Raw genomic sequence first — 23,483 nt, 5'->3', positions numbered from 1 at the left:
ACTGCCCGCGTTGACAACAACGCGGGCAACCAGGGGATCAGTCTTCCTTGCGAACCGTGGCCACTTCATCGGCCCGGACTTTCACCTTCGCCCCGGAAATATCTTCAAATTCGTAGAAGCCATCCTCGGTCTTGGTGTTCGGCATGTCCTTGGTCAAATACTGGGTGCCGTTCTGCAGGGTCACAACCGTTGGCGTCGAGCAACCGGCCAGGGCCATAAAGGCCGCTACTGCCAGGGGCAAACCCAGCGTCTTGATATTCATACACACCTCTCCATCACTCAAAAAAAACAGCGCGAACGCCTCGCTCGAGATCGATCGTCACTGTGCCTCTAACGCCGTTGGTGCGATGGAATGGCAGAAAGTTCGATGGCCACCCGAAAATTGCCGAATAGCGTCGCCACTGATCCTTTTCCATTTGCACCGAGTAGGGCATAACTGGTATCTGTACGCATAACCAGTACTCGTTTGCCATGGCCCTTTTGCCCGTGATTGTAGATCCTCTCGATGACCCGTTCTATTACTTGAACAACTTCATGCAAGTGCTTGATTGGCTTGAACATCGTTATGCCGATGTATTGAGCGTCGAGGAACAGGATTTCATCCGCGACTTCAATCGACTGCCCCGCGAGTCCCAAGCGCTGCTGGTCAGGCTGGTGATGCGCAAGGGCGTGCATTTCAGGGCGGGTAAACTGAATTACGACGAGATTGGCGACATCGACAACGCTGCGGCGCCGCTGCTGGCATCGGGCTGGGTCGATGATCAGTCGCCGTTGCACATCGAGGACTTGTTCGAGGTATTGCTCAAGGCCGAGATTCTCCAGTGCTTTGGCAGTGTCATCGATCAGCCGAAAGGCAAGAAGACCGATTGGCTGCCGCCCCTGAGCGAGCAGTTTCCCGAAGCGCAAAGTTTTGCCCAGTGGTGTCCGCCGCTGAATGACCGATTGTTCAGCCTGACCGTCATGGGCCTGTGCGACCGGCTGCGGCTGATGTTCTTCGGCAACCTTTACCAGGACTGGTCGGAATTCGTGCTGGCCGACCTCGGCATCTTTACCTACGAGAAAGTCGAGTTCTGCGCCGAGTCCCGAGGGTTGCGCAGTCGCGAGGACGTCGATGCCTGCCTGTTTCTGCACTTCTGCCAGCAGCGTTTCGAGGGCGGTGAAGATGTGGCGGCAATTGTCGAGCAGATCAACGGGCTGCAGCTCGACAATCCCTGGCTGCAAAAACGTCGGGGCAAACTGCTGTTCCAGATCGGTCAGTACTGCGAACGCGTCGCGGATTTTTCTACTGCCCTAAGCCTCTACCGCAAGTGCGATTACCCCGGCGCGCGTCTGCGGTTGATCCGCGTGCTAGAGCGCTGCGCTGAATACCAACTGGCGATGGATCTGGCCGCCCACGCCGAGCAAGCCCCGGAAAGCGCCGCCGAGCATCAGCATTTATTACGTGTGCTGCCCAGACTGCGGCGCAAGTTGGGTGGGCCGCCTATCAAGCGGCCAGCCCCTCGCGCCATGCAACGCCTGGACCTGCAGCTGCCCCGGCACGATCCGGCGTTGTCGGTGGAGTCTTGTGTTCAGGCGCACCTGGCGGACGATTCGGCGCCGGTGCATTACGTCGAGAACAGCTTGATCAATTCACTGTTCGGGTTGCTGTGCTGGCCGGCGATCTTCGCGCCCTTGCCGGGGGCGTTTTTTCACCCGTTCCAGCGTGGGCCGGTGGACCTGCTCAACGAAGATTTTCATGCGCGGCGCGCGGATTTGTTCCAGACCTGCCTCGCCGAACTCGATGACGGACGTTATGTGCACACGGTTCGCGAGCGTTACAGCGCCAAGTGGGGCGTGCAGTCACCGTTCGTATTCTGGGACGCGCTGACCGAGGAACTGCTGGAGCAGGCGCTCGACTGTCTGCCCGCCGAACACCTCAAACACTGGTTCAATCGACTGCTGCTCGACATCAAGGCCAACCGCGCTGGCATGCCGGACTTGATTCAGTTCTGGCCGCAAGACAAAACCTACCGGATGATCGAAGTCAAAGGCCCCGGTGATCGCCTGCAAGACAATCAATTGCGCTGGCTGGAATTCTGTCACGAGCACCAGATGCCGGTCGCCGTCTGCTACGTGCAATGGGCGGAGCAGGGCGCGTGAGCTACAGCATTGCGGTGCGGGCGCTGTGTGAATTCACCGCCAAGGTCGGCGACCTCGACCTGCGTTTCACCCCCTCGCCAACCGCGCTGGAAGGCATCGTCGGGCATCGCACCGTGGCATCACGGCGCAGCGAGGGTTACCAGAATGAAGTCGCGCTCGAGGGCCAGTATCGAACCTTGACGGTGAAGGGCCGGGCAGACGGCTACGATCCGGCGCAAAACTGCCTTGAAGAAGTCAAAACCTACCGTGGCGACCTGAGCAAACAACCGGCCAACCACCGGCAACTGCACTGGGCGCAGGCGAAGATCTACGGTGGGTTGATGTGCCAGAAACTGCAGTTGGAGCAGATCAATCTGGCGCTGGTGTACTTCGACATCGTCAGCGAAAAGGAAACCTGTCTGGTCGAAGCCTTCAGCGCCGCCGAATTACAGCTGTTTTTCGAACACCATTGCGGGTTGTTCCTGCACTGGGCCGAGCAGGAAATGGCCCATCGCGAAGGACGCAATCTGGCGGCGCAACAGCTGGCATTTCCCCATGCCGATTTTCGTCCCGGGCAACGGCATCTGGCCGAATCGGTGTTCAAGGCTGTCAGCACCGGTCGCTGCCTGATGGCCCAGGCGCCGACCGGTATTGGCAAGACCGTTGGCACGTTGTTCCCGATGCTCAAGGCCCTGGCGCCGCAGCAACTGGACAAGGTGTTTTTCCTCACGGCGAAAACCCCGGGGCGCAAATTGGCGCTGGACGCCGCTCAGGTCATCCTCGACAGCGCCGATGCTCCGCCATTGCGAGTGCTCGAGATGATCGCCCGGGACAAGGCTTGCGAGCACCCGGACAAGGCCTGTCATGGCGAGTCCTGCCCGTTGGCCCAGGGTTTTTATGATCGGTTGCCGGCCGCGCGTCAGGCGGCCAGCCAACTGAGCCTGCTGAACCAGAGTGCCTTGCGCGAGGTTGCCCTGCAGCATGAGATTTGTCCCTACTACCTCAGCCAGGAAATGGCCCGCTGGTCGGACGTGGTCGTCGCCGACTACAACTACTATTTCGACTTCAGCGCATTGCTGTTCGGGCTGGCCCAGGCCAATAACTGGAAAGTCGCGGTACTGGTGGACGAGGCTCACAACCTGGTGGAGCGTGGCCGGCAGATGTACAGCGCCAGCCTCGACCAGGCGACATTGAACAGCGTGCGAAAAACCGCGCCTGAACCGCTGAAGAAATCCTTGCAACGGGTCAATCGCGAATGGAACGCCCTGCATGATCAGCAACTGAGCCCCTATCAGGCCTACGACAAAGCCCCGGAAAAACTGCTTCAGGCGCTGTCCTTGTGCTTCGCGAGCATCGGCGACTACCTGAACGATTACCCTCAGGGCCTGGACAGCGGCTTGCGGAATTTTTACTTCGACATGCTGCAATTCGGCCGCGTGGCTGAACTGTTCGATGAGCACTTCCTGTTCGACATCAGCAAACGCGACCTCGAGCGCAAGCGCAACCTGTCGCAACTGTGCCTGCGCAACGTGGTGCCCGCCGCTTTCATTCGCCCACGCCTGACTGCTGCGCGTAGCTCTGTGCTCTTTTCCGCCACGCTGAGCCCTCGGCACTACTACGCCGACTTGCTGGGAACACCGGCAAACACGGTATGGATTGATGTGGAGTCGCCATTCAGCGCCGAACAACTGCAAGTGCATATCGTCAGCCAGATTTCGACCCGCTACGTCCATCGTCAGGCGTCGCTTGAGCCCATCGTCGAGCTGATCGCCAAACAGTTCACCCAGCGCCCCGGTAATTATCTGGCATTTTTCAGCAGCTTCGACTATTTGCAGCAAGTGGCGCAGTTACTCGCCGAGCGGCATCCGCACATCACGTTGTGGTCGCAGTCTCGGGGAATGGGGGAAGGGCCGCGTCAGGCGTTTCTCGATCAATTTACCGTCCATAGTCAGGGCGTAGGGTTTGCGGTACTGGGTGGAGCGTTCGGCGAAGGCATCGATCTGCCCGGCGCGCGGTTGATTGGTGCATTCATTGCTACCCTGGGGTTGGCGCAACTGAATCCGGTCAACGAACAGATGAAACAGCGCATGGCGGCGATTTTCGGTGCCGGGTATGACTACACCTACCTGTTTCCTGGCGTACAGAAAGTCGTGCAAGCAGCGGGGCGGGTGATCCGCACTCAGCAGGATCAAGGGGTAGTGATGCTGATCGATGACCGGTTTGGCGAGAGCAAGGTCAAGCAATTGCTGCCGCGTTGGTGGTCTGTTGAGCCAGCGCATTTTCCTTCTGCTTTGTAGGAATTATTACGTTATAAAACAGCGACATATCTTGAAAGACACGCTCATTTGAACAAACAACGAAACAGCGCTTTATTCAAAGGGCAACAATCACTTTCAAGCGAATCTTTGATAAGGAAATCAAGGTATGTCAGCAGCCCCGAATGTAGCCCCGAAATACACTTACACCCCAGAGCAGGTCACTGCAGCATTCACTGAAATCACCGCGACGCTATTCACCGGCATCACCGCCGAGGCAATCCCGAAAATGCTAATTGTTGCCGGGCTGCAAGGGTCAGGTAAAACGTATCTGCTGGAAAAAACCCTTCTGCCCTCCAAACGCTACGACAACTATGTTCGTCTGTATTTGCCCGACTATCGAAAAAAACACCCTCAATACGCCGAGATGATCAATCTCGGTGTTCTACACGCTTATGAGCATACGGAAGCCTTTGTCCGGGAGGTCTGCGCGAAGATCTTCGAAGAGGCATTCAAGTGTAAATACAACATCATCATGGAATGTGCCTTCGACAATATCGATTTCGCCGCCTTTCCACCGACGGCAACGACAGCCGGCTACCAGTTCGAGACTCATATCGTTGGCTGCAATCAAGAGTTTGCTCATACATCGAGCATCAAAAGAGCGCTGAACAGCCTGGAAAAGACGGAAATGGAACGGTTCGTCACGGTGTCGATGCTGAATGCCAGCATGAGTAACGCGCAAGCGATCATCCTTGCCTTCGAAACGGCCGCCAAAGCGGTCAGCGGCTCGCAAATCACCTTGTACGAGCGAGGGTTCGGAGCGTTGAAGGAACGAACCTTGCGCGCTCAAAGCACTTATACCAAAGCCACCGACGGGGCCTTGACCATCACAGGAACAAACGCGCCTTATACGTACAGCGCTTATGGGACGATCATCGACAATCACATCTACACCATGAGTGATCGCGACGAAATGATAAAAGAATGTCACCTGGCACTGCTCAAAACCCAAACCTACGCTAAACATGTCCCTGACTTTGTCTACAACGATCTGTACGCCTACATCGTCAAATACGTGTACCGATAATCCGTCGAGTCACTGCGACACACCAACGTATTGGTTTTTTGAATTTCCAAGCGTGCGGTTTGTCGCATACTCCAGAAGAACAACACTAAGGGAAGGGAGCCATGAGCGATGACCGGACCAGGACCAACGCCATCGAGGAGATGCGCTTTCGTCTGCTGATCGATGCTGTGATCGACTACGCAATCTACATGATTGACCCCGATGGCATTATCACCAGTTGGAATTCCGGTGCCAAACGCTTCAAGGGATATGAAGAGGCGGAGATTCTCGGTCAGCACTTCTCGCGTTTCTATACCGAGGAGGATCGCAAAACCGGTCTGCCCCAGCGCGCTCTTGATACCGCCATTAACGAAGGGCGTTTCGAGGGCGAAGGCTGGCGGGTTCGCAAGGATGGCACGCTTTTCTGGTCCCATGTCGTCATCGATCCCATTCTCGATCCGTCGGGCAAGTTGTTGGGTTTTGCCAAGATCACCCGGGATTTGACCGACCGCAAAATGGCCGAAGAAACCCTCAAGCAAAGCGAGCAGCAGTTCCGGTTGCTGGTGCAAAGCGTCAGTGACTATGCCATCTACATGCTCGCCCCGGATGGACGCCTGACCAACTGGAATCTGGGGGCTCAGCGAATCAAGGGCTACCGGCCCGAAGAAGTCATCGGCCAACATTTCTCGATGTTTTACACCCCTGAAGACCGTGAAGCCGGTGAACCGCAACGGGCGCTGGAGATTGCTACACGCGAGGGGCGATTCGAAAACAAGGCCTGGCGCCAGCGAAAGGACGGGACGCGGTTTTTCGCGCATGTCGTGGTCGACCCGATTTGGGGCGAAACGGGTACGTTGCTGGGATTTGCCAAGATTACTCGGGACATCACCGAGGTCACACAAGCCCAGCAAGCGCTCGAGCAAACCCGCGAAGCGTTGTTTCAGGCGCAGAAAATGCAGGCCATCGGCCAACTCAGCGGGGGGATTGCCCACGACTTCAATAATCTGCTGACGGTTATCCTGGGCAATCTGGAAGTCGTTCGCAAACGTGCGGCGGACGATCCAAGAATTACCCGCTTGCTCGACAATGCTACGCAAGGCGCCTTGCGCGGCGTTTCCTTGACTCAGCGCATGCTGGCGTTTGCCAGGCGTCAGGAGCTCAAGACCGAATCGGTCGAGATACCGTCGCTGATACAAGGGATTACCGGGCTGTTGCGCAGTTCTCTGGGGCCTGCGGTCATCATAGAAACCCGCTTTTCGCCTGAACTTGAACCGGTCGTGGCCGACGTCAATCAGCTCGAACTGGCGGTATTGAACCTGGCGACCAATGCCCGCGATGCCATGCCCGACGGTGGGAAACTTGTCATCAGAGCCCAAACAGAAGAAATCCACGATCAATCGAAATTGTCCCTTTCGCCTGGCCGCTATGTCTGCCTGAGTGTCACGGATGCGGGGGAGGGCATGGATGACGTTACCCTGGCCTCGGCAATGGACCCCTTCTTTACCACCAAAGGCGTCGGCAAAGGCACGGGCCTCGGGTTGTCGATGGTTCATGGGTTTACAGAGCAACTGGGTGGGCGCTTTATTCTGAAAAGCCAGAAGGACGTCGGCACTACGGCCGAACTCTGGTTACCCGTCGCTATCGCCGGCTCGACTATCGATCCCGTTACCGAGGATACCGCCGTGTCGCGGGTGCCACGTTTGTGTGTATTGGTCGTGGACGACGACAGCCTGGTATTGACCAGTACCAGCCTGTTGCTTGAAGACCTGGGCCATCGGGTGATCAGTGCCGCGTCCGGTGCGCTGGCACTGGAGTTGTTGGACAGCGAGCATGAGTTTGACCTGGTCATTACGGACATGGTCATGCCCAAGATGAGTGGTGCGCAACTGGCGCAGGCTATTCGGGTCATGAGGCCGCACCTGCCGATCATCCTCGCCACCGGTTACGCCGAGCGCCTGGAAGGCTTCGCGTCCAGACTTCCGCGCCTGTCCAAGCCTTTTACCCAACTCAATCTGGTGGAAGTCATTGCCTTGGCGATGAAGTGAGTGTAGGAGCGAGCGGTGCGGCGATCCGACTTGCCCGCGAAGAACGATGACGCGTAATACCTGAAAAACCGCGGTGCATTCTTCGCGGGCAAGCCTCGCTCCTACAGGCTATGCGCGTTTTAACTTAACTCTATCAAGCAGCAAGAATGGGCGCGCCCAGTTCTTTTTTGTAGCGGGCTTTCAGGCTTTCCATTTCGGCACCCAATTCGTCGAGTGTCGTGTTGCCCAGCAATTTTTTTGCCTGAGGAAACATTTCCTTTTCCTCTTCCTCAATGTGATGTTCCAGCAACTCCTTGACCACTTTCACTCGACCGGCAAATTCGAGGGTAGAAGGATCAGTGGTTTTCAGGTCCGGAAGCACCAAGGTATCAACGGTGCGATGTTCTTCCTTGGCTTCGTAATACATCACGTCCTGTTCCTTGCCCCCGGCTTTTTTATAGGCCGGGTACAAGACTTCTTCTTCCAGACGGGTATGGATCTTGATTTCCATTTCCAGTTTGGCCAGCAACTCGGTGCGTTTTTTAACCCCACGCTCAGTGGATTCGCTCAACTGGGCCAGGATGCCTTTTACGCGTTCATGGTCAGATTTCAACAGGTCAATGGCGTTCATGGTCAAACCTCTTGTTTAGTCACGGGTCATGCGCAAACGGTCTTCCTGCCGTTGTCGCTCACACTGCTGGAGCATTTCCCGTGCCTGTTTCAACATTATAGAAAAAACCTGTAAAAACAGTGAGTTGTAATCGAATTAAAACAGCGTTTGTCGTGCAACCTGCATGAATATCCGTTGCTGTTCAGTGCAGGTTGACCGAAGGAGTGAGTCACCCGGAAGGTGTCAGGCGTCCGGCTTGTTGCGCCGCTCATAACGAGCCAACATCGGTTGAGTACTGATGCCATGCGCCAGAATGCTGAGCGCCACCACCGACAACGTCAGGTCGGTGCACAGCGTCGCCGCGGCCGGACCGAGGTCGTGGTTCAAGGCGTAGAACAGGTAATAAAAACTCCCGATCCCGCGAATCCCGAACCAGCTGATCAACAGCCGTTGGCGCCCGTCCAGCAAGCGCCCCCAGGGCATGAGCGATACACACAAGGGGCGAATGGCGCAAAACAACACCAGTGCAACCACCAACGCTCGCCAATCCCAGTGGCCCACCAGCACCACGCCCAGCAGGGTGACCAGAAACACTTCCATGGCGCGTTCCACCAGGCTACCGAAGGCCAGCATGTCGCCCATCATGATGCCCGCCGCGACTTGGGTTTCAGGCAAGTTCGCCACGTCGCCGTGGACGGCAGCCGCAGGTTCGACGTTCTGGTGGCCGACCACCGGTTGCACCAGATGTTCGGCGGGGATCCGCGCGTCGCCGGTGGATTTGACTTCGGCCTGCCGCAACCCGAGGCCGGCGGCGAAAACGGACAGAAAGCCATAGGCATGGAGCTCTTCGGCCGCGACATAAGCGAGGGCGATCAGGGCCAGGGTCAGATAGTCGTTGGGAGAAATGGTGCTGTCGGCATTGCGGATGCGCATCGACAAGGTCAAGCGACCGATGCCGTGACCCATCCAGTAACCGATGAACAAACCGGCCGGCACGGCCCACAGCACACTTTTCAGTGCCCACTCACCGAGCCAGGCATCGCTATCACCGCCCTGTTGCACGAACAGCAAGCCGAGGATCACGAAAGGGAAGGCGATGCCGTCGTTGAGGCCAGCCTCACCGGTGAGCCCGAAACGCACCGAATCGTAATCCCTGGCGTCGTTGACCTGCACTAGCGAGGCCAGGACCGGATCGGTGGGGGCCAGGATCGCCCCGATCAGCAGCGACGGCCCCCAGGCCAGAGCAAAACCGTAATGCAGCAGCAGGCAGACGCCAATGATGGTCAAGATCATCACCGGTCCCGCCAGGCCGAACGCCACCCGCCATCGAAGGTCCTTCAGCGGCAGGCGCAATTTGAGTCCGCAGACAAATAGCGAAAAGAGCACCGCAACTTCCGTCAGGTGCTCCATCCAGATCGCCGCGTCCTTGATGTCCAGTTTCAGCAGGCCCAGGCCCGCCGGACCGATCGCCACGCCCAGCGCCAGGCACACCGCGGATGTGGTCACCGGCATCCAGCGCAGATAAGACGAGGTCAGTGCCAGGGTCAGCAGCACCGCGCCCAACACCGCCACCCATACAATGAAGCTCATGCCCGGTTCTCGGAGGTATGCCGCCGACCGCCGGCGGATGGCGGAATCAGGAGAGTCACACGCCGGTCACGCGTACGTACTCAGGTCCCAGATAGTTGAACCAGAGCAGAATCATCTCCACCAGGATAGTCACCAGCACCAATAGCCCGACGCCCCATACGCTCGCCGCATTCAGCAGACCTTCCTCTTTGCGCTCGTGCATGAAGATCGGCAAGCCGACGAACAGCAAAAACGTCGAATAGAGGGAGGCGGCCCCCAGCACGGTGATCGCCAGCCAGCGACTCGGATAGAGCCCGGCAATACCTGCAAGGAAGAACGGGGTGACGGTATAGGCAGCAAAACCGATGCACTGATTGACGGTGGGGCGTGAGTCGAAGGTGCGCGACATCCAGCGGATGAACAGCCCCATCAGCACCACGCCGACAATGATGCTCAGGTACAGCAGCCCACAAAGTTGCAGGGCGCTGGTGGCACTGAGTTTGACCGTTTCGTTCTCGGCCAGGCTCCAGCCGACGTAGGTGGTTCCGATAAACAGGCACACGGCGGGAATCAACGCGAGCAGCAGTAAATGAGCGAGGTAATGGCGCGGATTCGCTTCTTCTTCCTTACGAATATCTGTCCAAACGAAATTGGGCTGAGTGAACAGCCTGACGAAGGGTGCGGACATGTCGACCTCCAGATAGCGAGCGGCCCGGCATAGGGGCCCCTAAACGTATTGAGGTGCGTCCATCGCCGGGGGTTCATTTTTTATCGGAGGGCATGGGCTGTCTGGCCGAGGGAATGTTTGCGAGCGTCGAAGGTCAACCGAGCAGTTCCTCTTGCCTGGATGCCTTGCCATGAACGTCAGCCAAACTGTCGTCGAATATTTGCGCCAACACGACCTGCGACTGACGACGGCCGAGTCCTGTACCGCCGGAAAGATCGTGACCTTGCTCGCCGAAGTGCCGGGCAGCGGGGACCTGATCGAGAGCGGTTACGTGGTCTATTCTTCCGAAGCGAAGCAACGATTACTTAACGTCAGCCCCCATACGATCGAAACGTTCAACCTGACCAGTTGCGAAGTCGCTCGCGAAATGGCCTTGGGCGCCTTGCTCGACAGCACCGCCAACGTTGCCGTGGCCACCACCGGTATCCTGGGGCCGGAGGATGTCGACGGGATTCCGGCCGGCACCGTCTGTTTCGCCTGGGCCTACCAGACTGAGCAAGGGAAATGTGTATTCACCCAACAGCATCGCTTTTTCGGATCCCGCAGCAAGGTCCAGTTACTGGCTGCAGAACATGCCTTGAAGCGGATCTCGTTTTTTCATAAACGTGCGCTAGCCGAACAAGATCAGGTAAATCAATGAACGACGAATCCCGCCGCACCGAATACCACAGCCGCGATTTTCCGGTGCGCGAAGACATGGCCTATCAGGTCAAGGTCTGGCGATTCGAGCGTTGGGGCTGGTACGCGATGGTGCTGCTGGTGGTGCTGGCATTGCTCGGCTTGTTTTCCCGTGGCCCGCTCAGTTCCCGGGACGTTCACGGCAGCGATGGCAAAGTGCGGGTGGAGTACGAGATGTTCCACCGTCATGGTTCGACCAACCCGATGAAGGTCAGTGTGATCGGCCGGCCGGATGCCACGGTTGAGCTGGAACTGACCGGAAAACTGCTGGAGGGCTTCGAAATCGAAACCCTGCAACCAGAACCTGTGCGTGCACTCAGTGGCGAGCAGGGCATGAAACTGTGGGTACAAACGGACGCGCAAGGGCAGGCCAGTCTTTACCTGACTTTGCGTGGCGAGGGGCTGGGCCTGTTTCGCAGCCATATCGCCTCGCCCGGTGCAGCCCCCGTCAAGGTGGATCAATTCATTTTCCCTTAGGTGACTTATGGATTCGGTATTGCGCGCGACCGTGATGTACCTGGCGTTGCTGGTGCTGTTCAAGATCGCCGGTCGGCGCTCGCTGGCCGAACTGACGACGTTTGATTTCGTGTTACTGATGATCATCGGCGAGGCAACCCAACAAGCGCTGCTGGGCAATGATTTTTCCCTGACCAATTCGATACTGGTGATCATCACGCTGATTGCCATCGACGTCGGGCTTTCATTGCTCAAACAGCGCTCGCAATGGGTGCAGCGGCTGATCGATGGCGGGCCGACGATCATTGTCGAGAACGGCAAGATCCTGCACAAACGCCTGCGCCATGCGCGACTGGTCGAAGCCGATGTCATGGAGGCTGCGCGTTCGAGTCAGGGCATTGAAACCCTTGAGCAGATTAAATTCGCCATCATCGAGCGCAATGGCAAGATCTCGATAATTGCTCAAGAGCCCTGACTCACCCGCGACCCTTGCCGAACCTGCGTTTGGCTGTAGCAGCTGTAGCAGCTGTCGAGCCTGCGAGGCTGCGTTCGGCTGCGAAGCAGTCGTGAACCCGGCTGACGCGGTCTGTCTGACGCACCGCAATGTCTGGTTTTACGACTGCTTCGCAGCCGAACGCAGCCTCGCAGGCTCGACAGCTGCTACAGGCGAACGCAGCCACGCGCGTCAGAGCATCGGCTTGCCGCCCGTGACGCCATACCGTTGCCCGGTGATGTAGCTGGCTTCATCCGAGGCCAGCAGCACATAGATCGGCGCGACTTCCACTGGTTGGCCGGGACGGCCGAGCGGGGTTTGCGAGCCGAAGTTTTGCACGTCTTCTTCGGGCATGGTCGAGACGATCAGCGGCGTCCAGATCGGCCCCGGTGCCACGCTGTTTACCCGGATGTTCTTTGGCCCCAGCATTTGCGCCAGGCCGGCGGTAAAGTTGGCAATCGCGCCCTTGGTGGTCGCGTAGGCCAGCAATGTCGGCTTGGGCATGTCGGAGTTGATCGAACTGGTGTTGATGATCGAACTGCCGGGCTTCATGTGTTTCAACGCGGCCTGACACAGCCTGAACATGGCCGTGACGTTGACATCGAAGGTCATCACCCATTCTTCGTCCGGGATGTCCTCGATGTTTTCGTGGGTCATCTGGAACGCCGCGTTGTTCACCAGAATGTCGATCCGGCCGAAGCGCTCGACCGTTTTGTCCACCAGCGCCTGGCAGTGTGCTTTCTGCGCCAGATCGCCGGACAGTAGCAGGCATTGACGACCGGCCTGTTCGACCCAGCGTGCGGTTTCCTGCGCATCTTCCTGTTCATTCAGATAGGCAACCACCACATCCGCGCCTTCCCGGGCGAAAGCAATTGCCACCGCACGGCCGATGCCGCTGTCGGCACCGGTGATCAGGGCAATCTTGCCCTCCAGCCGACCCGAACCTTTGTAGCTCTGTTCGCCACAATCCGGGTAAGGGTCCATTTTCGTTTGGGCCCCGGGGACTGGCTGGCTTTGTTTAGGGAAGGGTGGTTTTGGATAGTCAGTCATCGGGAAATCTCCTCTGTTCAAGGCAAAAGACTGCTTTTCGTAGGAGCCAGGCTTGCCGGCGAAGGCGTCCTTGAAAGCGTCTTCGCCGGCAGGCCTGGCTCCTACATTGGGGTTGACCCTGGTCTTTTGCCTTGAGTTCGGTTGGATTTCCGCAATACGCAAAAGCACACAAATCCCCTGTGGGAGCGGGCTTGCCCGCGATAGCGGAGTGTCAGCAACATCAGTTCTCCTGACGGATCGCTATCGCGGGCAAGCCCGCTCCCACAGGGAATGTGGTCTGGAATCAGGCTAGGCGATTACGCAAGCTACGTTCCATCCGCGCGATCCCTTCTTCCAGCAGTGCCCGCGGGCAGCCGAAGTTCAAGCGCACGAACTGCTGGGCGTTATCGCCGAAATCAAGCCCCGCGCTCAGCCCGACCTTGGCCTGCTCGAGGAAGAACTGCTGCGGGTTGTCCAGCCCCAGCGCCGTGCAGTCGAGCCACGCCAGGTAAGTGCCTTGAGGAATGTTCATGGTCACACCCGGCAACCGCGTGCGAACCGCCTCCACCAGATAATCCCGATTGCCTTGCAGGTAGGCCATGAGCTCGGTCAGCCATGGGCCGCCTTCGCTGTAGGCGACGCGGGTGGCTTCCAGGCCCAGTGGGTTAACACTGTCGACCATGCCGCAGCGGGCGTTGTTGACCCGATGGCGCAGTGCCGCGTCCTGAATGATCATGAACGCAGTCTTCAAACCGGCGATGTTGTAGGCCTTGCTCGCCGACATCAGGGTGATGGTGCGCTGGGCGATCTGCGGGCTGAGCGAGGCGGTCGGAATGTGCACGCGCCCGTCGAAGCACAGCTCGGAGTGGATCTCGTCAGAGATGATCCAGGCATCCTGCTCCAGGCAAATGTCGGCGACCGCTTGCAGTTCCTCGCGCGCAAAGACCTTGCCCAGCGGGTTATGCGGGTTGCTCAGCAGCAGCGCGCCGCCCCCTTGCAGCGCCTCGCGCAAGGCATCGAGTGGCGTCGCATACGTACCATCGGCCAACGCGTCGAAGTCCAGTTCGACCTTGTTCAACTGCCAGTGGCCCGGTGCATGGCGCAGCGGCGGGTAGTTTGGCGTTTGCACGACCACGTTCTGCTGCGGCTGAACCAGCGCATGCAGGGCCATGTTGAAACCCGACTCGATACCCGGCAGGAAGACCAGTTCTTGAGGTTGCACACGCCAAGCGTATTTGTTCCACAGGTCGGCGACGATGGCGTCACGCAAGTCATCCTGAGCCACGCTGTAACCGAGCATCGGGTGTTCCAGGCGTTTTTGCAGTGCCTGAATGATCGCTGGCGGCGCGGCAAAGTCCATGTCGGCCACCCACATCGGCAACACGTCGGCCGGGTAGCGGCTCCATTTGGTACTGCCGGTGCCATGGCGGTCGAACACCTGATCAAAATCGAAAGTCATGCTCAGTCTCATAAAAGGCAGGGGGTTAATCCGGCGACCATGATAAGCGCCAACCTCTGTGGGAGCGAGCCCGCTCGCGATGAGGCCATCACAGCCAGCATGGATGTTGCCTGGTCCACTGCTATCGCGAGCAGGCTCGCTCCCTCAATTTGTGTGTCCGGCTGCCTTCCGCCATTTCCATCGTGTCGCTGATCATCGGTGCCCGAAGGTCAACGGGTACTGGATGACAACGTACACCCTGTCGATATCATCGCCCGCCTGGGCGCTGTTGGCTCGGTGAGACACATGGGACAGTTGCACTGACAAACCCTTGGCGGCGCCTGATTGCACGATGTAGCGCACGTCTATGTCGCGCTCCCAATGCCGCCCGCCATCGCCTTGTTGAGGCACGTACTCACCGACAGTCTGGTCGAACGGGTTGTAGGCCCCACCCTTGGGCGCACGGGTGCCGTCGATGGCGCTGCCCTTGACGTAACGCGTCATGAAGCTCAGACCGGGAATTCCATAAGCGCCGAGGTCGAGGTCGTAGCGTGCCTGCCAGGAGCGTTCGTGGGCGCCATTGAAATCGGCGTACTTGATCGAGTTGGCCAGGTAAATGGAGTCGCCACCGACGAAGTCGAACGGTGTGTCGCCATTGATGCGTTGCCAGGCCAGGGTAAAGGCATGAGCCTCAACGGTGTATTTGCCCGACAGGCTGTAGGCGGTGTTATCGATGACACCGGCCAACGCCTTGCCGCTGTCTTGCGTGCGATACAGGTTGGCGTCGAGGAACAATCCGGACCGTTTCAGGTGCAGATTGCCGTAGTACTGCCGCCAGGTGTCGCTCAATTCGGAGGCATACAGGGCACCGCCGACAGGATGTTGGGTGAACAGGTCGGCGCCTAGAAGCGTGATACCACCGGCCTCGGTGTTGGCACCGTAGCCGTAAAAGTTGCCCTTGCCGGACGTGTTGTCTTGATTCTTGAACGCCGTGAAATGACCGGCCACCAGATTCATGTCGTCGATTTCGCCGCTGTTCAACAGAAAACCCGTGGCGTATTCCGGTTGCAGGCGTTTGTCGGCGGAGTCGAATACCGGGGTTTCCACGGTCATTTCACCGAAGGCCAGGGTGGTTCGGGAAGCCCTGACTTTCAGCGCGCCACCGGCACTGGAATAGTTGCTTTCGCTACGACCGTCACTGTCCAGTGGCAGTAATCCCGTTCCCGAATGTCCTTTGCCGCCGTCGAGTTTCAGGCCCACAAAGGCATGACTGTCGACGGCGAAGCCTAGCGTGCCGGGCGTGAATCCGGATTCAAAAGAAGCGATAAAGCCTTGAGTCCACTCTTGTTTGTAATTCTTGGCCGTCGGCGACGATGAACGGTAGTCGCTGTTGAGGAAAAAATTTCGACTGAGTACTTCAAGTGTCGCGCCCTCGATAAATCCTTGCGCAGCCACCGGCACCTCATCCGCCAAGGCCGTTCCGGCGAAAAGCACGCAGAGCCAGAAGGACGTTTTGGGTACGTCCTTCCGACCGGGAATCAGCGGGAGGGCTTGCAAAGAAAACATCATTGATCGCCCCCCTAAAACAGCGACTCCACACAGACGCTGTTTTTTTCAATGGCCTTCAGAGGCGTTGAACATGGTCTTGGCGTAGATCAGGCCCAGACCATAGGCACCACCGTTGGCGATGGAGGTTTTCACCGTCTCGTCGTAAGTCTCGGTCCGTGCCCAATCGCGCTGGAGTTCAAGCAAGTACTGCAGCGATGTCATGGGACGGGCGCCGATCTGGATCATGCGTTGCAAGGCCATTTCATGCGCCTCGGTGGTGACATCGCCACAGGCGTCGGCAATCACGTAGACCTCAAAGCCTTGGTCTATCGCCGAAAGGGCCGGGCCAACGATGCACACGGAAGTCCACAGGCCGGCCAGAACGATTTTCTGCTTGCCGGCAGCGTTGACTTCGACGGCAATACGCTCGTCCTCCCAGGTGTTCATGCTGGAGCGATCGATCACCTTGTGTTCCGGAAATACCGATTTGATCTCGTCGAAAATCGGGCCGGAAAAACTCTTCTCGGCGACGGTGGTGAGGATGGTCGAGACCTTGAAGCCCCTAGCGGCTTTGGCGACAAGGGCAGCGTTGTTGCGCAAGGTGACGGCATCGATGGACTTGGTCGCAAACGACATCTGCGACTGGTGATCGATCATGATCAGGGTGTGGTCGGTCGGGGTCAGCAAGGTTTTGCCGGGAACAGCTTTTGCGATGGCCATGGTGAATGTCCTTACGGATTAAGTGAGGGGTGATTCGCGAGGCCATGTTTGCGTAGATTCGGGCGGGAATATTGAGGCGGTGTGCTGTTTTTTTCGCAGGAATAAGGGCGGCAAGCAGGCCATTGAAATACCGCCAACAAATACAACTATGACCTACGCTTATTCCCAGACGCATGTTCACCGAACAGGGGCTCTTCCCTGATCGAAAACAACAAGAACAGCTATCCGGAGACGACTCATGTTTGCATTGGCCCGTCGATTCAGCAGCAACCTCGCCGTTTTCATTACCGCCGCCGCGCTCGCATCACCGGTTTTTGCGCTGGACACCGTCAAGTTCATGGCCCCCGGTTCGGTCGGTGGTGGTTATGACCAGACCGCACGCGTCCTGGGCAAAGCCATGGTCGAGGCGAAAACGGCAAAGTCCGTTACCTTCGAGAACAAGGGCGGCGCGGGCGGCACCCTCGGGTTGGCGCAATTTGCCAACGGCACCAAGGGCGACGCCAATGCCCTGCTCGTGGTCGGCGCGATCATGGTTGCGTCCATCGAGCAGAACAAACCGCAAATCACCTTGAAGGACGTGACGCCAATCGCCCGGCTGTTTACCGAATACAACGTGATTGCCGTGCGTGACGACTCCCCGTACAAAACCCTGGACGACTTGCTCAAAGACTTCAAAGCCAACCCGGCCAGTATCAAATGGGGCGGTGGCTCCAAGGGTTCGATCGACCACATTGGCATCGCCGAACTGGCGAGCAAAATGGACGTTCCCGTCAACAAGGTGAATTACGTCGCCTTCGCGGGGGGCGGCGAAGTCGTCGCCGCGACGCTGGGGGGCCACATCACGGTGATCACCGGCGGCTATGCCGAGCTTGCCAAATACGTGCAATCCAAGCAGTTCCGCTTACTCGCCATCGGCGCACCCAGCCGCGTAGAAGGCATCGATGCACCGACGCTCAAAGAAAGTGGCTATGACGTGACAATCGGTAACTGGCGTGGCGTTTACGGCGCGGCGGGCCTGACGCCTGACCAGCGCAAAGAACTGACCGAAGCCGTCCTGACCGCGACCAAAAGCACTGTCTGGCAAGAAAACGTAAAAACCAATGCATGGTCCCCGAGCATTCTGACCGGGGATGACTTCGGCAAATTCGTCGAAGAAGAACATGGGCGCCTGCGCGCGATGCTGGTCAAGGTCGGACTGCTTTGAGATGGCTGGGCGCTGGAGAGTCATGCCGGCCCAACTGGCGATTGGTTTAGGTGTCGTCGCCATCAGCGCGGTATTGGCGTTCGGCGCCTCGCGGTTTCCTGCCGAAATGGGCTTCGTCATCATGGCGGCCTACGTCTACCCCTATGCCGTCGCGGCGTTTCTGGGCGTCGTCGGTCTGTTGATGTGCTATCAGGCGCTCACCGGTGGTTTTCGTAACCTTGCCGACAACCACGAGACCACCCAGGCTGAGCCCGGCGGCAAGGTCGGGGCGACTTGGGTCACGGCGGGGCTGGTGGGGGTTGCCTTGCTCATTACCTACATCGGTTTCGTATTGGCCGCCTCATTGCTGTTTGCCTGTTCGGCGCGCGGTTTTGGCAGTCGCAGCCCGCTGCGGGACCTGGCCATCGGCATCGCCCTGACCTTACCGATTTACTGGCTTTTCACCGCCGGGCTAGGGGTTTCCCTTCCGCCCCTGGTCAACGCCTGGATCTGATTCCTGGCCGAAGGAGGTCGACAAGGTGGACATTCTTGCGAGTCTGGCAACCGGCTTCGGTGCCGCGTTGGCCCCGATCAATCTGATGTGGGGTTTTATCGGCTGCCTGCTGGGCACCGCGATCGGTGTTTTGCCGGGGATCGGGCCGGCGCTGACCGTCGCACTGCTGCTGCCGATTACCGCCAAGGTCGATCCTACCGGCGCGCTGATCATGTTTGCCGGTATCTATTACGGCGCTCAGTTTGGTGGCTCCACCACCTCGATTCTGCTCAACACCCCCGGCGAGTCGTCCTCCATGGTCACGGCCCTGGAAGGCAACCTCATGGCCCGCAACGGGCGGGCAGGCCCGGCGTTGGCGACGGCCGCTATCGGTTCATTCGTGGCGGGCACCATCGCGACGATCATGCTGACTTTGTTCGCTCCCCTTGTAGCGACGTTGGCACTGAAGTTCGGGCCGGCGGAGTATTTCGCGATTCTGGTGCTGGCGTTCACCACGGTATCAGCGGTACTCGGCTCGTCAATGTTGCGTGGCTTCGCCTCATTGGGTATCGGGCTGACCGTCGGCTTGATCGGCCTGGACTCGACTTCGGGCATTGCCCGCTACACCTTGGAGGTGCCCGAACTGGTCGATGGCATCGAAGTGGTACTCGTCGCGGTGGGATTGTTTGCCGTCGGTGAAGCCTTGTACGGCGTGCTCTACCAAAAGGAAGAAACGGCCGGCCGCCACCGCCTGACCTCGTTGTGGATGACCCGTGCCGACTGGAAACGCTCGGTTCCCGCCTGGCTACGGGGCACCCTGATCGGTTTTCCCTTTGGCTCGATTCCGGCCGGTGGCGCGGAAATTCCCACGTTCCTGTCTTATTCAACCGAACGCAAACTCAGCAAATACCCAAAAGAATTTGCCGCCAGCAAAGGCGAGGGCGCCATCGAGGGTGTTGCCGGCCCCGAAGCGGCCAACAACGCGAGCGCCACCGGTTCGCTGGTGCCGCTGCTGACCCTGGGCATTCCGACCTCCGCCACGGCGGCGATCTTGTTGGCTGCGTTCCAGAACTACAACCTGCAACCGGGGCCGCTGCTGTTCCAGACCTCGGGCGAGCTGGTCTGGACACTGGTGGCCTCGCTGTACATCGGCAACGCCATCCTGCTGGTGCTGAACCTGCCGTTGGTGGGGCTGTGGGTCAAACTCTTGCAGATTCCACGACCGTACCTGAACGCCGGCATTCTGGTGTTCGCCACCATCGGCGTGTACGGCATGCGCCACTCGACGTTCGACCTGTTTCTGATGCTGGGCATCGGCTGGGCCGGGGTGTTGATGCGGCGTTTCGACTTCCCCGTCGCCCCGGTGATCGTCGGTATGCTGCTGGGGCCGATGGCGGAAAAACAACTGCGCAACGCCTTGTCCATCAGCCAGGGCGACTGGATGATATTTGTGACGCAACCCATCGCGGCCTCGCTGCTGGCATTGACGTTGTTGGTGTTGCTGGTTCCGTACCTGTTGCATAAACGCGGCATCAAATTGCATGAGGATGATTGAGCGCTTCGCGAGCCGGGTTGACGATGCTTTGCCCTAGGAGCATGGATCAAGAATCCTCACGTAGATCGTTCCCATGCTCCGCGTGGGAATGCCTCAACGGACGCTCCGCGTTCGGCTCTGGATGGGACGCGGAGCGTCCCGGGCTGCATTCCCACGCAGAGCGTGGGAACGATCATCGAACTCAGCGACTTGGCCGCTTGCGCCATGCACCGCTTCACCGTGGTTCGCGATCTGACCGACACCTTGTCCAGCCTCAACCTCCAAGGCATTTCCGACTGTGACCTGCAATCGCGAGCAGGCCGGCAATCCGGCTCCTGGGGTGCGCTTTTTTATCACTTCATCATCTGCGTGGAACTCCCAGCCAGCCCCCCTCGTCATCTGCAATGAAGCACCACCGCGGGCACACCGCGGCCACTTCCTGACGTGTTCATTACGAAGGCGATGGATGACATGACTATTCCAGATAGCAGAACCGGACAACCGGATGCCCCTCGGGATCCCGCAGGCTCCGAACAAAACTTTCAGCATTTAAAGGAGGAGGTTACCGAAGCGATAGGCGGTGCACGGCACCAGGCCGATGAGCAGTTCGGCCAGTACCGCGATACCGCAGCGGACCAGATTGAAGCATTGGCCAGAGGCGCCCAGTCAGTCGTTTCCGAGATCAGGACGAACGATACGTTCGGGATGTCCGACTACCTGGCGGACATGGCCGACAGCATGAGCAGCCTGGCGGGGAAACTGCGTAGCAAAAGTGCCGAAGAGCTTCTGCACGATGGCGCAGACCTTGCGCGCGACAATCCGGGATTGTTCATTGTCGGCAGCATCGCGGTGGGGTTCGGTCTGTCGCGGTTCCTGAAAGCGGGCACGGCGACTACGCCGACAACAACCGACCGTGAATTCGATGCCCAAAGCAGTGCATCCACGTTCAGCGGCGAGGGCTCGCAAGGACTCTATGAAACTTCGATGCCGTCCGGAGGCGATCTGTCGCCCGGGTTGGCCACTGGCATCACGCCGTCCTCGCCGAACGCGCCCGACCATCGTGGCGATGCTTCCTCAATGCCGGGGTCCAGCCCCTTCACAGGAGAACGGTAATGAACAGAGACGATCCAGAACTGCAACGCACACAGCCCGTCACGCCGTCGGTCACGACGGCTGATCATGACGCTTCCGTGGTCGGTTTATTGCGTCAGTTATCTCGGGAAGTTCCGGCGTTATTCACCAAGGAGCTGGCCTTGGCCAAGGCGGAATTGCAGGCCAGCCTGACGACATTGAAAGCAGGGATTGCCGGGGTCGCCGGCGGCGCCATTGTGTTGCTCGCCGGGTTCATCATTCTGCTGATGGCTGTGGTCTATGCCTTGAGCCTGGTGATGGCGCCCTGGCTGGCCGCGCTGATTGTCGGCGCCGTGGTAATGATTATCGGGTTTGTGATGCTGCAAGCAGGCAAAAAACAATTCGAGCCTTCCCACTTCAAGCCTGATCGCACCCTGGACGCGCTGAACAAAGACCAGGAAGCCCTGCGGAGGAAAGTGTCATGAACCGAGAATTTGAAACCGAAGCGGCCAAGAGCCCGGAAACCATCGAGCGTGAAATCGATGCGCAACGGGAGAACATCGGGCATATCGTCGACGCGCTGGAAAGCAAGTTCACCCCTGGCCAGATGTTCGATCAGGCGCTGCTGATGATGCAAAGCAACGGCTCGACCTTTCTGACCAATCTGGGCACCAGTGTGCGTAACAATCCCGTGCCCGCGGTGCTGACCTCGGTCGGCCTGATGTGGTTGATGATGAGCCAGAATCGCCCGCCAACGCCTAGGGAATATCGCGTCGAGGAGCCGGATGTCGACTGGACCGATGACTTGGCCGAAGGGCTCACCGAGGGCATGGACAGCGCCCGACAGCGTCTGCACGACACCACCGATTCGCTCAAGAACAGCTATCAGGCGGTCAAGGGTAAGGCCGCGCACCTGAGCGACAGCCTGCAGGCGAAGACCGATCAGCTCAGCCACGCCGTCCATGACACCAGTGATCGCCTGGCGCGCAGGACTCATGAAATGGGCGACCAGTTCAGTCATCTGCTCAAGGAGCAGCCCCTGCTGATGGCGGCGATGGGTATCGCGGTGGGAGCGTTGCTGGGCGCGGCGTTACCGACCACCGCAACGGAGCGCCGTTATCTGGGCAGGACCAGCGCAAGCCTCACCGGCAAGGTCAAACAGCAAGCACGGGAGGGCTATGAGGCGGTGCGCGAAAAGGTGATGGAACCCACGGAGTCCCACGAGACAATCGCTGGAGAAACGGGCGAGATGCGCAAGACCTCGTCCGAAACCTCAGCCGATCTGTCGCGTGGATTGGGAACTTCTTGATAGCTATCAGGGCAAGACGGGAGGTCTGATGCGCAGACGTCCCGTCGAGCCCGGTTTGTCGACGCCTTGAAACAGGCGGGACTTCCAGATCAGGCACCCTGACGAGGTACGCATCATGATTGATGAATCCACAGGCATGACCCCCGGCGTACGCTACGAAATCGAGAACCGGGAAAGGGTAGAACCGTTTGCCGGTTTTTTTCTGGACGGCAAGTATTACCTCACGCCCGAACTGCAAACGGCCATCGGCTGGCTCGAGGGCAACCGCTTTATCTACGATGAACTCGATCCCGAGGGCGAACCGGTGTTCAAGGACCGAGTGGCCGGCACTGTCAAGGATTTGAAACTCACGCTGAGTGACGGAATGACCCTGGAGATTCATCCCATTGCTGGCACTTGACTCATCGGAACGAAAAACCCGAGGCCGCGTCAGCTGCCACTGACTTTCCAGTGTTTGACGTTATCGGCAAACACCATCTGATGCATTTCGTGGGCGATTCCGTAGGCCAGGGATTCATGCGCGGCAATGACTTTCTCTTCCGCTGAAAGGCAATGAAAAATATCCAGTTTGGTCTCTGCGTTGGCAGTTTCCAGGGCAAAGATCTGTACATAGCGCGCGAGGTCGTTATCCAGGCTCGAGAGGTATTCGCGCAGGCGTTGATGGTCGACCGAGCTTTGGCTGAAATACCAATTCATGGGGTGAATCAGAAACCGCGAATGGGGCGCGGTGATTCGCCGGCCGGCGGCCAGGAACATGATGATGCCCATCGACTCGATGTTGCCGGCATTGATCGCGCATAGCGGCACCGGCAGGGATTTAAGGAAGGTGTAGAGGGCGAAGCCGAAGTTGGTGCTGCCGCCGCTGGTGGAAAGATTCAGCAGCAAGGATGAGGCGCCTTGGTCGATGGCATCGAGGCAGCAGTCCCTGAAGCGCTCCATGGTGCCCTGATCGATCTGGCAATGAAAGTGGATGATGTGCTCTGTCATCGACGTACCTCAATACGGGATAAATTAGAGAGCTGACGATAAAGCGTAACTGCCTGAATGATGCCAGACCTCAACGCTCTTTTCTTTCATCAATTTGTATAAGCGCAACCCGTTTTTATATTCGTTTGACTCACTCCCATTAGTCGCCGCAGCAGGAGTTTTCTGGAACTAA

The 23,483-nt window shown here is 58.5% G+C and carries 24 protein-coding genes; 15 read left to right on the top strand and 9 right to left on the bottom strand.

Going from position 1 to position 23,483, the window contains the following annotated elements:
- Positions 1-37: 37 nt before the first annotated feature.
- Positions 38-262, bottom strand: a complete 225-nt coding sequence (locus NHU87_RS20380; protein ID WP_253551990.1) for a YgdI/YgdR family lipoprotein — start codon at positions 260-262, stop codon at positions 38-40.
- 209 nt (positions 263-471) lie between these two features.
- On the opposite strand from NHU87_RS20380, the gene NHU87_RS20375 reads away from it, so the two are divergent.
- From NHU87_RS20375 to NHU87_RS20360, 4 genes are all read left to right on the top strand, one after another.
- A complete protein-coding gene (locus NHU87_RS20375) occupies positions 472-2,139 on the top strand; it encodes a VRR-NUC domain-containing protein (protein WP_253551988.1) in 1,668 nt (555 codons plus the stop codon).
- Positions 2,136-4,415 carry a helicase C-terminal domain-containing protein gene (locus NHU87_RS20370; protein WP_253551986.1) on the top strand — a complete coding sequence of 760 codons (2,280 nt, stop codon included), beginning with the start codon at positions 2,136-2,138 and terminating at the stop codon, positions 4,413-4,415. The genes NHU87_RS20375 and NHU87_RS20370 overlap by 4 nt, the downstream gene beginning before the upstream one ends.
- A gap of 127 nt (positions 4,416-4,542) precedes the next feature.
- Positions 4,543-5,463, top strand: coding sequence for a zeta toxin family protein (locus NHU87_RS20365; RefSeq protein ID WP_253551983.1), 921 nt, complete (start codon positions 4,543-4,545; stop codon positions 5,461-5,463).
- Positions 5,464-5,564: 101 nt separating this feature from the next.
- Complete coding sequence (locus NHU87_RS20360; protein WP_253551981.1) at positions 5,565-7,487, top strand: hybrid sensor histidine kinase/response regulator; 1,923 nt, start codon at positions 5,565-5,567, stop codon at positions 7,485-7,487.
- A gap of 133 nt (positions 7,488-7,620) precedes the next feature.
- Here the strand turns inward: NHU87_RS20360 and NHU87_RS20355 are convergent, their stop codons facing one another.
- From NHU87_RS20355 to NHU87_RS20345, 3 genes are all read right to left on the bottom strand, one after another.
- On the bottom strand, positions 7,621-8,097 hold the full coding sequence (locus NHU87_RS20355) for a hemerythrin domain-containing protein (RefSeq protein WP_253551979.1): 477 nt from the start codon (positions 8,095-8,097) through the stop codon (positions 7,621-7,623).
- 222 nt (positions 8,098-8,319) lie between these two features.
- On the bottom strand, positions 8,320-9,666 hold the full coding sequence (locus NHU87_RS20350; RefSeq protein WP_253551977.1) for a cation:proton antiporter: 1,347 nt from the start codon (positions 9,664-9,666) through the stop codon (positions 8,320-8,322).
- Between the two features lie 55 nt (positions 9,667-9,721).
- Positions 9,722-10,333 (bottom strand): Yip1 family protein, encoded by a 612-nt coding sequence (locus NHU87_RS20345; RefSeq protein ID WP_253551975.1) that lies wholly within the window; start codon positions 10,331-10,333, stop codon positions 9,722-9,724.
- Positions 10,334-10,502: 169 nt separating this feature from the next.
- Here NHU87_RS20345 and NHU87_RS20340 point away from each other — a divergent pair, with 169 nt between their 5' ends.
- Genes NHU87_RS20340 through NHU87_RS20330 form a run of 3 tightly spaced genes read left to right on the top strand, consistent with a single transcriptional unit; the run spans position 10,503 to position 11,981 of the window.
- The gene (locus tag NHU87_RS20340) at positions 10,503-11,012 is read left to right on the top strand and encodes a CinA family protein (protein ID WP_253551974.1); all 510 of its coding nucleotides are present in this window, start codon (positions 10,503-10,505) and stop codon (positions 11,010-11,012) included.
- A complete protein-coding gene (locus tag NHU87_RS20335; RefSeq protein ID WP_253551972.1) occupies positions 11,009-11,527 on the top strand; it encodes a hypothetical protein in 519 nt (172 codons plus the stop codon). Before NHU87_RS20340 ends, NHU87_RS20335 begins: the two co-directional genes overlap by 4 nt.
- Before the next feature lie 7 nt (positions 11,528-11,534).
- Entirely contained in the window at positions 11,535-11,981 is a 447-nt protein-coding gene (locus NHU87_RS20330) for a DUF421 domain-containing protein (protein WP_253551971.1), read from the top strand.
- A gap of 210 nt (positions 11,982-12,191) precedes the next feature.
- Here NHU87_RS20330 and NHU87_RS20325 read toward each other — a convergent pair whose 3' ends face one another.
- The 4 genes from NHU87_RS20325 to NHU87_RS20310 form a co-directional block, all read right to left on the bottom strand.
- The gene (locus NHU87_RS20325) at positions 12,192-13,049 is read right to left on the bottom strand and encodes an SDR family oxidoreductase (protein WP_253551968.1); all 858 of its coding nucleotides are present in this window, start codon (positions 13,047-13,049) and stop codon (positions 12,192-12,194) included.
- 283 nt (positions 13,050-13,332) lie between these two features.
- On the bottom strand, positions 13,333-14,487 hold the full coding sequence (locus NHU87_RS20320; RefSeq protein ID WP_253551966.1) for a MalY/PatB family protein: 1,155 nt from the start codon (positions 14,485-14,487) through the stop codon (positions 13,333-13,335).
- 192 nt (positions 14,488-14,679) lie between these two features.
- Positions 14,680-16,032: an OprD family porin gene (locus NHU87_RS20315; RefSeq protein ID WP_253552019.1), complete on the bottom strand. Its 1,353-nt coding sequence runs from the start codon at positions 16,030-16,032 to the stop codon at positions 14,680-14,682.
- Between the two features lie 48 nt (positions 16,033-16,080).
- Positions 16,081-16,734 (bottom strand): hydrolase, encoded by a 654-nt coding sequence (locus tag NHU87_RS20310; protein ID WP_253551964.1) that lies wholly within the window; start codon positions 16,732-16,734, stop codon positions 16,081-16,083.
- Positions 16,735-16,972: 238 nt separating this feature from the next.
- Here NHU87_RS20310 and NHU87_RS20305 point away from each other — a divergent pair, with 238 nt between their 5' ends.
- The 8 genes from NHU87_RS20305 (at position 16,973) to NHU87_RS20270 (ending at position 22,724) form a co-directional block, all read left to right on the top strand.
- On the top strand, positions 16,973-17,938 hold the full coding sequence (locus NHU87_RS20305) for a Bug family tripartite tricarboxylate transporter substrate binding protein (protein ID WP_253551962.1): 966 nt from the start codon (positions 16,973-16,975) through the stop codon (positions 17,936-17,938).
- Between the two features lies 1 nt (position 17,939).
- Positions 17,940-18,431 carry a tripartite tricarboxylate transporter TctB family protein gene (locus NHU87_RS20300; protein WP_253551960.1) on the top strand — a complete coding sequence of 164 codons (492 nt, stop codon included), beginning with the start codon at positions 17,940-17,942 and terminating at the stop codon, positions 18,429-18,431.
- Positions 18,432-18,456: 25 nt separating this feature from the next.
- The gene (locus NHU87_RS20295; protein WP_253551957.1) at positions 18,457-19,965 is read left to right on the top strand and encodes a tripartite tricarboxylate transporter permease; all 1,509 of its coding nucleotides are present in this window, start codon (positions 18,457-18,459) and stop codon (positions 19,963-19,965) included.
- A gap of 162 nt (positions 19,966-20,127) precedes the next feature.
- Positions 20,128-20,352 carry a hypothetical protein gene (locus NHU87_RS20290; RefSeq protein ID WP_437180846.1) on the top strand — a complete coding sequence of 75 codons (225 nt, stop codon included), beginning with the start codon at positions 20,128-20,130 and terminating at the stop codon, positions 20,350-20,352.
- A gap of 63 nt (positions 20,353-20,415) precedes the next feature.
- Positions 20,416-21,057, top strand: coding sequence for a hypothetical protein (locus tag NHU87_RS20285; protein WP_253551954.1), 642 nt, complete (start codon positions 20,416-20,418; stop codon positions 21,055-21,057).
- Entirely contained in the window at positions 21,057-21,500 is a 444-nt protein-coding gene (locus tag NHU87_RS20280) for a phage holin family protein (protein WP_253551951.1), read from the top strand. Before NHU87_RS20285 ends, NHU87_RS20280 begins: the two co-directional genes overlap by 1 nt.
- Positions 21,497-22,324 (top strand): DUF3618 domain-containing protein, encoded by an 828-nt coding sequence (locus NHU87_RS20275; protein WP_253551949.1) that lies wholly within the window; start codon positions 21,497-21,499, stop codon positions 22,322-22,324. The genes NHU87_RS20280 and NHU87_RS20275 overlap by 4 nt, the downstream gene beginning before the upstream one ends.
- Positions 22,325-22,439: 115 nt before the next feature.
- Positions 22,440-22,724 (top strand): hypothetical protein, encoded by a 285-nt coding sequence (locus tag NHU87_RS20270; protein WP_253551947.1) that lies wholly within the window; start codon positions 22,440-22,442, stop codon positions 22,722-22,724.
- Positions 22,725-22,753: 29 nt separating this feature from the next.
- Here the strand turns inward: NHU87_RS20270 and NHU87_RS20265 are convergent, their stop codons facing one another.
- A complete protein-coding gene (locus NHU87_RS20265) occupies positions 22,754-23,311 on the bottom strand; it encodes an ATP-dependent Clp protease proteolytic subunit (RefSeq protein ID WP_253551944.1) in 558 nt (185 codons plus the stop codon).
- Positions 23,312-23,483: the final 172 nt, after the last annotated feature.

The sequence above is a fragment of the Pseudomonas mandelii genome (genome assembly GCF_024138395.1).
Classification (GTDB): domain Bacteria; phylum Pseudomonadota; class Gammaproteobacteria; order Pseudomonadales; family Pseudomonadaceae; genus Aquipseudomonas; species Aquipseudomonas mandelii_E.
Note: the sequence above shows the minus strand (reverse complement) of the source record. Positions and strands in the feature narration are given on the sequence as shown.

What these genes read in the sequence shown, in the direction of transcription:
- NHU87_RS20380 (WP_253551990.1), bottom strand. Translation starts at nt 262, where the DNA reads ATGAATATCAAGACGCTGGGTTTGCCCCTGGCAGTAGCGGCCTTTATG.
- NHU87_RS20375 (WP_253551988.1), top strand. Translation starts at nt 472, where the DNA reads ATGGCCCTTTTGCCCGTGATTGTAGATCCTCTCGATGACCCGTTCTAT.
- NHU87_RS20365 (WP_253551983.1), top strand. Translation starts at nt 4,543, where the DNA reads ATGTCAGCAGCCCCGAATGTAGCCCCGAAATACACTTACACCCCAGAG.
- NHU87_RS20360 (WP_253551981.1), top strand. Translation starts at nt 5,565, where the DNA reads ATGAGCGATGACCGGACCAGGACCAACGCCATCGAGGAGATGCGCTTT.
- NHU87_RS20355 (WP_253551979.1), bottom strand. Translation starts at nt 8,097, where the DNA reads ATGAACGCCATTGACCTGTTGAAATCTGACCATGAACGCGTAAAAGGC.
- NHU87_RS20350 (WP_253551977.1), bottom strand. Translation starts at nt 9,666, where the DNA reads ATGAGCTTCATTGTATGGGTGGCGGTGTTGGGCGCGGTGCTGCTGACC.
- NHU87_RS20345 (WP_253551975.1), bottom strand. Translation starts at nt 10,333, where the DNA reads ATGTCCGCACCCTTCGTCAGGCTGTTCACTCAGCCCAATTTCGTTTGG.
- NHU87_RS20340 (WP_253551974.1), top strand. Translation starts at nt 10,503, where the DNA reads ATGAACGTCAGCCAAACTGTCGTCGAATATTTGCGCCAACACGACCTG.
- NHU87_RS20335 (WP_253551972.1), top strand. Translation starts at nt 11,009, where the DNA reads ATGAACGACGAATCCCGCCGCACCGAATACCACAGCCGCGATTTTCCG.
- NHU87_RS20330 (WP_253551971.1), top strand. Translation starts at nt 11,535, where the DNA reads ATGGATTCGGTATTGCGCGCGACCGTGATGTACCTGGCGTTGCTGGTG.
- NHU87_RS20325 (WP_253551968.1), bottom strand. Translation starts at nt 13,049, where the DNA reads ATGACTGACTATCCAAAACCACCCTTCCCTAAACAAAGCCAGCCAGTC.
- NHU87_RS20320 (WP_253551966.1), bottom strand. Translation starts at nt 14,487, where the DNA reads ATGACTTTCGATTTTGATCAGGTGTTCGACCGCCATGGCACCGGCAGT.
- NHU87_RS20315 (WP_253552019.1), bottom strand. Translation starts at nt 16,032, where the DNA reads ATGTTTTCTTTGCAAGCCCTCCCGCTGATTCCCGGTCGGAAGGACGTA.
- NHU87_RS20310 (WP_253551964.1), bottom strand. Translation starts at nt 16,734, where the DNA reads ATGGCCATCGCAAAAGCTGTTCCCGGCAAAACCTTGCTGACCCCGACC.
- NHU87_RS20305 (WP_253551962.1), top strand. Translation starts at nt 16,973, where the DNA reads ATGTTTGCATTGGCCCGTCGATTCAGCAGCAACCTCGCCGTTTTCATT.
- NHU87_RS20300 (WP_253551960.1), top strand. Translation starts at nt 17,940, where the DNA reads ATGGCTGGGCGCTGGAGAGTCATGCCGGCCCAACTGGCGATTGGTTTA.
- NHU87_RS20285 (WP_253551954.1), top strand. Translation starts at nt 20,416, where the DNA reads ATGACTATTCCAGATAGCAGAACCGGACAACCGGATGCCCCTCGGGAT.
- NHU87_RS20280 (WP_253551951.1), top strand. Translation starts at nt 21,057, where the DNA reads ATGAACAGAGACGATCCAGAACTGCAACGCACACAGCCCGTCACGCCG.
- NHU87_RS20275 (WP_253551949.1), top strand. Translation starts at nt 21,497, where the DNA reads ATGAACCGAGAATTTGAAACCGAAGCGGCCAAGAGCCCGGAAACCATC.
- NHU87_RS20270 (WP_253551947.1), top strand. Translation starts at nt 22,440, where the DNA reads ATGATTGATGAATCCACAGGCATGACCCCCGGCGTACGCTACGAAATC.
- NHU87_RS20265 (WP_253551944.1), bottom strand. Translation starts at nt 23,311, where the DNA reads ATGACAGAGCACATCATCCACTTTCATTGCCAGATCGATCAGGGCACC.